We start from the raw sequence: 10396 nt of genomic DNA, 5'->3' as shown, positions 1-10396 counted from the left end.
TCGAAAACAGTCTGAAATTGGCGCACGCGAGACCATCCGTTAAAGGTTTGTTAACAATGGTTGCGAAGATGTGCGCATTCCAGCTCGGATTGCAAGTTTTTGTATATAATAAGGTAAATTCCTGTGTCTCATCCCTTTGGGCTATGCCGAATCACAGGCTTCCTAGCTCATTAATTTAACAAAACTTAATGGACACTCCCTATCATGCCTCGCAGCATTTCCCGCCCTTGTTGCATCTGGCGCGCGGAGAGCACGCAGGGAGTGTCCGCAACAGCGTCCGTCAATGGAACAACGACGACAGGTTTCCGTTGACCGTGACGCAACTCGATGGATCAGTGCATGAAGCACACGTTGGCCGACGTAGTTGACATCGACCTACACAAGCAGCCGCACAGGCCGCACCTGGCAGAGCTTCAGACCCTCTATCGCATGGAGGGTGAGGCTGGTCGGCGCGCCGCGACGAGACAGGGGCTGTGGGTCGCAGTTGTCGTCTATCTGCTGTTTTTCATCCCCGACATCCTGCTCATCCCCGACGTTGCGTTCTACACGATCGTCGCCCGCCTCATCGTCGGCATCGGTTCGCTTCTGACCCTTGAGATCCTGTTCCGGCTGAAGGCCCGGACCAAATGGCTTGACGGCACCTGCGCCGCAGCCCTTGTCTTTGGCTATATCGGCTGGCTCGTCCCCGCGATGCTGACGGCCGATACGGACAGCATGTCCTACTACATGATCTTCGGCGCCATTTTCATGATGGGCGCCAATCTGTTCTTCAGCTTTCGCTTTCGCCTCTCGGTGATCGCCTCGAGCATCGTCCTTGTGACGTTCTTCATCGCGCTCTCGTTCTTCTCCGAACACGATCCGTCCTATCTGATTGCGTTCGGAACCTTCTATCTCTCTTGTTTCGTCTTCACCTCCTACGTGAACTGGAAGCTCAACCGCGAGCGTTACAAGGTCTTCCTCAACGCCTTCGAAGCGAAGATCCAGCAGAACGAGGCGTCCGAGCGGGGCATGGCCCTGCTGCGGCTGTCCAACACCGACCCCCTGACCGGTCTCGACAATCGCCGCGCGATCGATCAGCAGCTGCGCGACTACTGGAATGATTGGCAGAAGCTCGGAAAGAACTTCACAGCCATGTTGATCGACGTTGATTTCTTCAAGAAATACAACGACTGCTACGGCCACCAGGAGGGCGATCGCTGCCTCATTCTCGTGGCTAATGCGCTTGGCGAGGCCATCAAGAACTACAACGGCTCGATCGGCCGTTACGGTGGCGAGGAATTTATCGTGCTGGCGCGCATCGACACCCGGGAACAGGCCGCCGAGCTTGCCGAAGTCATTTGCCGAACCGTCGAAAACATGGGGCTGATGCACCAGCAGCGCCGCGACGGCGTCTCGATCGTGACCGTCTCCATCGGCGCCGCTTTCACCCGCAACCAAACCGGGGCCAAGCTCGAGAAGATCATCCACGAGGCCGATCGCGCGCTCTACGCTGCCAAGGCAAACGGCCGAAACTGCGCCAAGCTGTTCGACCCGAACGACCCGCACAGCAGTGACGAGAGCGAGAACATCGCAGCGCTTCTGAAGATCGCAATCGACCAGAACCTGGTGTCCCTCGTCTACCAGCCGATCAAGAACGTCATGACCGGCGAGGTTGATGCCGTCGAGGCCCTCATGCGCCTGACGATGCTGGACGGCACCTCGGTTCCGCCGAGCCTGTTCATCCCGGTTGCCGAGCGCACCGGCGCCATTCTTGATCTCGGACGCTGGGCGATAAAGACAGTGTGCCGCGAACTGCTCGTCGACAACCATGTTCCGCTCGTCAGCGTCAACGTCTCGCCGATCCAGCTGAAGACCCCGGGGTTCGCAACCTCGGTCGCCGCCATCCTAGGCGAGACCGGCGTCGCCGGCAGCCGCCTCGCCTTCGAGATCACCGAGGGGCTCGAGATGGAGATGCACTCGGGCATCCTGCGCTGCATCAGCGATCTGGAAACGCTGGGTATCCGGATCTGGCTCGACGACTTCGGCACGGGTTTCGCGGGTCTCTCCTGGCTGCGCCTGATCGATTTCGATACGGTGAAAATTGACCGGTCGTTCCTGCATGACTGCGCCACGCCGAAGGGGCGCGCCATGCTGCAGGACATCATCGGGCTCGTGCGCAACCGCGGCCACAAGATCTTGATCGAAGGCGTGGAAACCGACGAGCAACTGGCATTGATGCGACGCTTCCGGATCGACCACGTGCAGGGCTTCCATGTCGGCCGTCCGGCGCCTGCAGCGACCTTTTTCACACCGCCGGACACCCCGCGCGTTCCCTTGAGAAACGGCGCACGATCTTAAAGCGCGTCGCGATCGTTGAGGACGCGCCGCGCACTTCTCGCTTGTGACATGTCTCATGTCGCCGTTGGCGCAACCTCGCCTCCCGATGGGGCGACAACAGCGCATCCCTGGAAGCCGGCAAGGTTGCTGCGCAGGCGATGAACAGCCGAACCTAACGCAACCCAAGCGCAAGCCGAGAATAGATGTTGCGCTCGCACCGGGCAGGGACGTAGGATACGGGAGATTACAGTGCCGCCGGATACAATCTCACATTGTGCCCATGGAGGCGCGCGATGGCAATCCGAGACCCGAAGGACATCGGTGTCGAACCGACAACGTCCCCGCTGAGCAATGCAGAAATCCTGACACAGCTCGATCGAATTCGCCTCAGCGCCGAGTTCGATGCACCCGAGCGGGACCGCAAATTCCTAGCCTATGTCATCGAGGAAACGTTGGCGGGTCGCGGCGACCGCATCAAGGCCTATTCGATTGCGACTGAGGTTTTCGGTCGAGATTCGTCCTTCGACCCGCAGACGGATCCGGCTGTTCGCATCGAGGCAGGCCGTATCCGGCGGGCGCTCGAACGCTACTATCTCGTCGCCGGACGCAACGACCCGATCGTGATCCGGATGCCGAAGGGAGCCTACGTCCCGACCTTCGAAAGGCGCGGCGATCTGCGTGCCTTGACCGGCGCAGCGAGCGTCGCAGTGCCTGAACCCTCGCCTTTCGTTCATCGCTTTCGCCGCCCGATCGTGCTTGCAGCAAGCGTGTTCGCCTGCGCCCTTGGCGGACTGGCGGCCACCGTGTTCCTCTTTCCGACAGAGAGCGAACCGGCTGCCGGCATCGGCCGACCGAACATCCCCAGACTGCTCGTCAGCCCGTTCGAAGATCTCTCCGGCACGCAACAGTCGGCGATGATGGCACGAGGACTGACCGACGAGGTCGTCGGCAACATCGCAAAATTCAAGGAGCTCGACCTCGTCGCCCGCTCGGGTTCCGAGGACGTCTTGCAGGCATCGGAGGAGCCAACCTACGCTTTGGAGGGGCGAGTGAGAGTGGAAGGTGAGCGGCTGCGCCTGGTCGTGCGGCTCGTGCGACGATCCGACGGGTCGGTGACATGGGCGAACACCTATGACGAGCGTCTGCAATCAAAGGACAGGATCGACGAGCAGGCCGAGATCGCCGCGGCGGTCGCAAGCGCAGTGGCCCAGCCCGGTGGCGCCGTCGTCCAGGCCAGCGCCGCCCAGTTGAAGCAATCGGTTCCGGATGAGTGGAAAGCCTATGCCTGCACCCTGACCTATTACGACCATCGCGGCGACTTCGACCCGCAATCCCATCGTTCCGTTCAGCAATGCCTGCAGCAGGTGACCCGGCAATTCCCAGCCTACGCAACAGCTTGGGCGCTTCTGTCGATGACGTATGTCGATACATTCCGCTATCAGCTTGATCCCGCGGCATCGCCTGATGCGCTCAAGCAGGCAGGCGAGGCCTCGGCTCGCGCGCTTGAACTGGCGCCGCTCGACGTCCGCGCCCTTGAAGCGCGGATGCTCGTCTTCTTCTTTCGCGGCGAAATCGATGCCGCTCTGGCGACGGGCGCGCGCGCCCTCGCCATCAACCCCAACGATGCCGAGCTCGCGGGCGAGTATGGTCTGCGCCTCGCGCTAGCGGGCCAATGGGACGCGGGCTGCAAGCTGCTGTCGGAAAGTGCTGAACGCAATCTCGGCAGAGCCGGCTACTTCGAGGCGGCGCTCGCCAACTGCGCCTATTTCAGGGACGACTACACCGCTGCCGAGCGATGGGCGAGGCTTGCCGATCTTCGCGCCAATCCGGCCTACCACGTCCTGTTGCTGGCCACTCTCGGCAAGCTTGGAAAGATGGCCCAGGCACGGGAAGAACGGACGTGGCTCGAAACGAACGCCCCCGGTTTCCTCGACAATATCGGCAAGGAGGCTGCCCTGCGGCTCCGCCGGCCGGAGGACCAGCACCATCTGCTGGACGGGCTACGGGCTGCGGGCGTCCCAGTTCCCGACGCGGAATACCAGCAGGCACGCACCGGCAGTCCGATCCGCTGATCGCCCTGTGGACCCAACAAATTCATTGGTACCGGCGCGTCAGGCGGAACTGTTGGCTTCCGGTTGCGACCGCATCCAGACCATCAGCAGGTCGTGCACCACGCTCAACACGATCGGTCCGAGGAAAAGTCCGATAAGGCCGTAGGACAAGGTGCCACCCAGCACCCCCAGCAGAATGACCAGTGTCGGTGTCGAAAGTCCGCGCGCCACCAGGATCGGCTTCATGACATTGTCGATGATGAACAGCGGGATCAGCAACAGCGTGAGCAGAGCGGCCGGACCAAACTCCATGGTCAGCCACGCCCATATGATCACAGGTAGCAGAACCAGCGCGGGTCCGATCTGGATAATGCATAGAACGAGCACGACGAAGGCGATCGCACCCGGTGCAGGCACATCGAACAGGCTGAGTACCAGGGCCGAGAGGAACGCCTGCAACAGCGCGACCCCAATGACGCCGCGAGCGACGTTTCGGATCGTCGCCGTCGACAGCCGCAGGAAGCCGACGCCGCGTTCGCCGCCGATCCGGCCGGCAAATCGCTGCGCGACCTGGGCGAGCCGCTCTCCGGAGCCGAAGAGAAATCCAGCAACCAGAACGGAAACCACAAAGCTCAGCACTTCCGCGCCAATGCTTGCGATCTTGCCAAGAGCCACGCTTCCGGCTTGCATCAAGGAGGGTTCGAATTTGCGCAAGAGAGCCTCGAAGTTCTCCGACGCCATGCTCCAGGCCGCGTATGCCCTTTCGCCGATGATCGGCCATTCACGAACGCCTGCCAGTGGTACCGGTACTCTCAGCGTCCCGTCGCCAAGTTTGGACAACAGCACCTGAACGCCTTCGGCAAAGCTCAGCGCAATCGTCGTCAACGGCGCGACGATCACCGCCAGGCAAGAGAGCGTGATCAGCGCCGCCGACAGACGCCGCGAACCAAGCACAGCGCCAAGTCGAGCATAGGCCGGGTAAAGTGCCACCGCCAGGATCGCGGCCCAGATGAGCACGATCGCAAATGGCGCAATCAGCGTCAGCGCCCAATAGGCGAAAAGCCCGACGATGCCTATCCTGGCCAGATCCGTGATTTTCGCCTCGATGTTGGAGGGTCCGGCAGTGCCGTTGCGGGCACCGTTCGTTTGGGAAGGATTCTCGTCCACTCCAGCTCTTCCCCCTCTGCCGAAAGCACACCAGGACACAGGGGGGGACGCCCCGATGTTCGCTGATGCGCGCGGGCTGACGCCCGTTGTCTAACCTCACGTGGATGCTAGGCCAACGGCAATCGCCGGGCGGTAAAATACAGTAGCATACGCCAGTCGGGCTTCCCCATCGGCCGACCTCCCCTAGAGATTCTTGTGTCAGATGGCAGCAGGAGCACGGGCTGCAGCACGATCAAATTGTAGTTGCAGCAAAAGAAGCGTCGACAGGGGGCTGTCACGCGCGCTTGTTCAAGCGTCCGCGCGCACCACCCATCACAAGAGGGAGGCTGGATAGATGATCAAGACAACGATCATCGCGCTCGGCAGCGCGTTAGGGTTTCTGATATCGATGCCCGCCACGACGGCCTGGGCGCAACAGACCGCGGCAGCACCCGCGGCTCAGGAGCAGACGGCGCCCGAGCCGCTCAGCGACGACGAGCTTGAGGTTCTGGTCGCGCGCATCGCGCTCTATCCGGACGAATTGGTCGCGCTCGTTTCCGCCGCGGCACTCTATCCCTTGCAGATCGTCGAGGCGGAACGCTTCCTCGAGGCCCGCGAGAAGAAGCCGGATATGAAGCCGAAGGACGACTGGGACGGCAGCATCGTTTCGCTGCTGAACTATCCCCAGATCGTCAAGATGATGAGCGAAGACCTCGAATGGACGCAGTCCTTCGGCGAGGCGATCGCCAACCAGCAGAAGGACGTGCTGATCGCCATCCAGCAATTGCGTGACGAGGCGGTCGCCAAGGACATCATCAAGACCGACGACAAGGTAAAGGTGGTCCAGGAAGGCGACAATGTCGTCATTCAGGCGGCCAACCCCGAAACCATCTATGTGCCGCAATATCCGCCGGAGATGCTCTACGAGCCGAACTACGCACCGGCGCCGATCGGCTATTATGACGAGCCCTACCCTGCCTATTGGTATCCGGGTGCTGCCTTCTTCGCCGGCGCAGTCACCGGCGCTGCCTTCGCCGCCATCGTCGACTGGGATGACTGGGGTGTGTGGGGCGGCAACTGGGGCGGTGACGTCGATATCGACTGCAACAAGTGCTTCAACAACATCGACTTCAACGGCAAGCTCAAGATGAACGACATCGACTGGAAGAATGTCGATCGAAGCAAGTTGAACTTCGACCGCAACCAGTTGCAGCAACTCGACCGCAACAAATTCAAGAACAGCATCAAGGCCAACGGCAACAACAACCTGCGCAATCGTGCCGCCTCAATCAATCGCGACCGACCGAACGCACGTCCAGGCGGCGGTGGTGGCGGTCAGATCCGGGATGTGCGCAAGAGCACGCTTGACGGGTTGAAGGCGCAGCAGCGTCCAGCCGCCCGTCCGGGTGGCGCAGGTGGCGGTCAGGCGATCGCCAAGGCGCGCGCCGGAGACGGAAAACCGAGCATCAACCGCGCAGGCGGCAACAAGCCGTCACAGGTCAACCGCACCGGCGGCAAGAAAAAGATGGCCGCCAAAGCCCAGAACCGTCCGAAGAAGCCTTCCGGCCTTGGCAACGTCAATCCCGGTCGTCGCGAGATGGCGTCGTCGCGCCGTGGCGGACACAGCATGGGCGGCGGCCAGCGTGGCGGTGGACGGCCGCAGATGAGCCGTGGCGGCGGCAGACCGCAGATGCACCGTGGCGGTGGCGGCGGACGCGGCGGTGGTGGCCGCAGGCGCTGACGGGACCAAGGGGAGAACGACCATGACCAAGCTCTTCAATCCGCTTCGCAGCCCGTTGCTGTTCGCAACGGCGCTGGTGCTGGCCACCGTGCCGATCGGCGTGACGTTCGCGCAGGACCAGCCGCCGTCGGATCAGCCGCCGGCTTCTCAGATGCCCGGGGATATCGACATCTATGCCGCCGAGGAAGATCCGCCTGAATTCGACGATCCGGCAAAGGCGGTTGACGAGTTCAAGGCGAAACTGGCTGCGAACGATTTCGATGGCTTGGCAAAGCTGCTCGGACTGAACGCTCAGAAGCTCAAGGACAGCGAGGGCGTGAAGGATACCTTCGCGCTCATTCGCGAAGGTGCAGCGCGCAACGTCGTCGTCCGGGACCTGGAGGGCCGCAAGATCCTCCAGATCGGCGACAGGCTTTGGCCCCTGCCCTTCCCGCTTGCCAAGGGTGACGACGGCAAGTGGGCCTTCGATACCTATGTGGGGCTCGAGGAAATCGTCAATCGTCGCATCGGCGAAAATGAGCTTCAGGCGATCGACACGGTCAGGGCCTATGTCGATGCCCAGAAGGAATATGCTTCACAGGACCGCGACGCCGATGGCGTCCTCGAGTATGCACAGAAGTTGATCAGCACACCCGGTCAGACGGATGGGCTCTACTGGCCGGCGAGCCAGGGCGATGGCGAGAGCCCGGTGGGAGACTCGATCAACGAGGCGGCCCTGGAAAAGGCGAAAGCCGGCGAAGGCTATTTCGGCTACCGCTTCCGCATCCTGACGTCGCAGGGCGACAATATCGCCGGCGGCCGCTACGATTATGTCATCAACGACAACATGATCGGCGGCTTCGCGTTGATCGCCTATCCGGTTACCTATGCCGAGACCGGCGTGAAGACCTTCGTCGTCAACCAGCAGGGCATCGTCTATGATCGGGACCTGGGGCAGAGCACGGAAGCAATCGTGCCCTTCATCGACCGCTTCGACCCGGACGACAAATGGAACGTCGTCGAAGATTGAGGAGGATGCGGCGAGGCAGCGACGGCCTTATCGATTGCCCCGGTCCCGAGCCGCTCTGTGGCCGAAACACCGTTTTCAGAACCGTCAGGCTGGTAACGGCCGGGGTCGGTCGTGGCGACTTTCTGAATACTGGCAAGCGACGCATCCAGGTCCGCCTTCCCGCATTTAGCCCTAACGGGGGTACGAGCGAACGGTCTAACGTCAGCCGGTATCGCAGCTCGCGTGTGCGCCGTCGTTCGTGTCCTCACCGACATCGGCGCGCAGGAATTGAAGCCACACCTTCATGCACGGACGACCCGCGCGGCAGGACTTCGGGCGTGTCCTTCACGTCAATGCCGATGATATCGGCGGCGCGCCAAATCGGTTAGCGGTGGAAGCATGAACGTCTGGTCGTTCAATCAGAACTTTATTCTCGCACCGCCCAGAACCGCTACGCTGTCCTGGAGGTCGGCGCTCCGTTGTTCAAGAGAGTAGCTCCGGGCACCAAGATAGAGTTCGGTCTGCAAGTAATCGAGGCTCTGAACAACCTGCGCCCCGAAGGCTCGGCTCTCGCTCCCCTCGCCCGCAATGTCCTTGCCGAAGTAGGCATCGATCGAGAAAGCGGTCTTGCCGACTTCGAAGATATCGGTCTGGTACCCGAGCTTGGCGTAGCCATAGCGGCCGTCGACCACATCCTTGTCGGAGTAGCCGGCAGCGAGCGTGAGGCTCAGCCCAGTCTCGATATGCAGCACTGAAACGGATGCGTCATAAAGCGAATTGCCGTCTCCAGGCCTCGAGAAGGCGACGGCAGCACTCACCTTGAACGCATCGTAAGTCTCATTGTAGCGGGCGGCGATGTCCCACACGGTCACATCGGTTCTTTCCGGCACCACCTGCGTCCCGACCGACGTCGCAAAGGTGAGGCCGCCCAACGAAGGGGTGTCGTAACGAACACGCAGCTTGCGGCTCAAGCCGTCGTAGTTGGTGAAGGCATCCCGGACATGAACCGTCGAGAGTGTGCCATCCTCTCTGCGAAAAAACGGTCCGCCCGCCATATCCGACAAAAGCGAATAGCCGACCACATCGGTCCCGGACAGATCGACCTCTGCTGTCGTATCGGAAGCCATGCTGCCCTGACCGAACCACAGCTTGCCGTACTCCTTCGAGTCCAGGTAGATCTCTGCCTTTCGCAGCAGATCCGTACCCCAATCGAAGTCACCCTCGTTCAACTGGTTCACATTGGTTGTCGAATAGGGGTTCCATTCCCATTCAAGATTGGCGCCGAACGACCAGCCCTTTTCCATGAGCGTGTAGATGCGGAAACCTGCACGCGATGACGAGTTGCCGTTGTCGACGGGGAAGTAGTTCTCTGTCGTTCCGCCGTCGTCATAGATCAGCAGGCCCTTGTTAATCTGGCCGTAAAACTCGAAATAGGCGCTGTCATCGCCAAGCCGCAGCTTCGGAAGCCAGCGTTCCCCCGCCTTACTGGCAGTCGTGGGCTGCTGCGCCGCTTTCGCCGGCTCCTGTGCAGCCCCAGTGTCTGCAGCGGCCAGTGCCGCAATGAAAAGAACATGTGGGACAATGAACGGTCGCAGTCGCATCAGTCTCTCCCCCGAGATCATTGGCGATTCGCATTGTCGAACAGCGGCGAGTATTCGTGATTTTACTGCGGAAGTCTGTTGCGAATTCTAGCCGTTGAAACGCTGCCCACGTAAAGGGACCGGCTTTGTTGCCTTCATTTGTCTGCTGTTTAAACGCTGGCGCCTCGGCATTCCCGCAAGGGGTTTCGCCGCTTGCTTTAGGCATTTTCAAGTTTGGCGCTTGGTTTCGGGCGGAGGTTGGCAGTTGGCGTGGGCCGGCGCGGTTTGGCCGGGCATGGACGAACTGGCAACGCGCCGGGAGGGGGCTGACAGATGGCTTGACGATCGCCGGCTTTCGTCTGCGCGTGTTCGCGTTTCGCATTGTCCAGAAACGCCGAAAGCCCCCTTGCATTTCTGCTTGGGGGCTTTTGGTTAGATTTGGTTGCGGGGGCAGGATTTGAACCTGCGGCCTTCAGGTTATGAGCCTGACGAGCTACCGGGCTGCTCCACCCCGCGCCATCGCGGTCAACCGCTTTGCGGTTTATCCGCTTATCCGGGTTTTGCCGAAGGCAAG

General features: G+C 61.2%; 6 protein-coding genes and 1 tRNA gene. 4 read left to right on the top strand and 3 right to left on the bottom strand.

The features are described from left to right. Nucleotides 1-339 precede the first annotated feature (339 nt). Together VGO04_RS08420 and VGO04_RS08415 are read left to right on the top strand one after the other, a co-directional pair. Nucleotides 340-2337 (top strand): putative bifunctional diguanylate cyclase/phosphodiesterase, encoded by a 1998-nt coding sequence (locus VGO04_RS08420; protein WP_327495494.1) that lies wholly within the window; start codon nt 340-342, stop codon nt 2335-2337. A 272-nt stretch (nt 2338-2609) separates the two neighbouring features. Then, nucleotides 2610-4388 carry a hypothetical protein gene (locus VGO04_RS08415; RefSeq protein WP_327495493.1) on the top strand — a complete coding sequence of 593 codons (1779 nt, stop codon included), beginning with the start codon at nt 2610-2612 and terminating at the stop codon, nt 4386-4388. 39 nt (nt 4389-4427) lie between these two features. On the opposite strand, the gene VGO04_RS08410 is transcribed toward VGO04_RS08415, so the two are convergent. Continuing rightward, on the bottom strand, nt 4428-5534 hold the full coding sequence (locus tag VGO04_RS08410) for an AI-2E family transporter (protein ID WP_327495492.1): 1107 nt from the start codon (nt 5532-5534) through the stop codon (nt 4428-4430). A 334-nt stretch (nt 5535-5868) separates the two neighbouring features. On the opposite strand from VGO04_RS08410, the gene VGO04_RS08405 reads away from it, so the two are divergent. After that, on the top strand, nt 5869-7254 hold the full coding sequence (locus tag VGO04_RS08405; RefSeq protein WP_327495491.1) for a DUF3300 domain-containing protein: 1386 nt from the start codon (nt 5869-5871) through the stop codon (nt 7252-7254). 22 nt (nt 7255-7276) lie between these two features. Continuing rightward, nucleotides 7277-8263, top strand: coding sequence for a DUF2950 domain-containing protein (locus tag VGO04_RS08400; RefSeq protein ID WP_327495490.1), 987 nt, complete (start codon nt 7277-7279; stop codon nt 8261-8263). A 398-nt stretch (nt 8264-8661) separates the two neighbouring features. On the opposite strand, the gene VGO04_RS08395 is transcribed toward VGO04_RS08400, so the two are convergent. Both VGO04_RS08395 and VGO04_RS08390 read right to left on the bottom strand, forming a co-directional pair. Then, a complete protein-coding gene (locus VGO04_RS08395) occupies nt 8662-9843 on the bottom strand; it encodes a porin (protein WP_327495489.1) in 1182 nt (393 codons plus the stop codon). A 418-nt stretch (nt 9844-10261) separates the two neighbouring features. Further along, a tRNA-Met gene (locus VGO04_RS08390) sits at nt 10262-10338 on the bottom strand. Between the last annotated feature and the right edge of the window lie 58 nt (nt 10339-10396).

The organism is Ensifer sp. (assembly GCF_035999185.1).
Taxonomy (GTDB): domain Bacteria; phylum Pseudomonadota; class Alphaproteobacteria; order Rhizobiales; family Rhizobiaceae; genus Ensifer.
Note: the sequence above shows the minus strand (reverse complement) of the source record. Positions and strands in the feature narration are given on the sequence as shown.

Bases quoted from the DNA above. Each gene is read 5' to 3' on its own strand.
- VGO04_RS08420 (WP_327495494.1), top strand. From the start codon at position 340: ATGAAGCACACGTTGGCCGACGTAGTTGACATCGACCTACACAAGCAG.
- VGO04_RS08405 (WP_327495491.1), top strand. From the start codon at position 5,869: ATGATCAAGACAACGATCATCGCGCTCGGCAGCGCGTTAGGGTTTCTG.
- VGO04_RS08415 (WP_327495493.1), top strand. From the start codon at position 2,610: ATGGCAATCCGAGACCCGAAGGACATCGGTGTCGAACCGACAACGTCC.
- VGO04_RS08395 (WP_327495489.1), bottom strand. From the start codon at position 9,843: ATGCGACTGCGACCGTTCATTGTCCCACATGTTCTTTTCATTGCGGCA.
- VGO04_RS08400 (WP_327495490.1), top strand. From the start codon at position 7,277: ATGACCAAGCTCTTCAATCCGCTTCGCAGCCCGTTGCTGTTCGCAACG.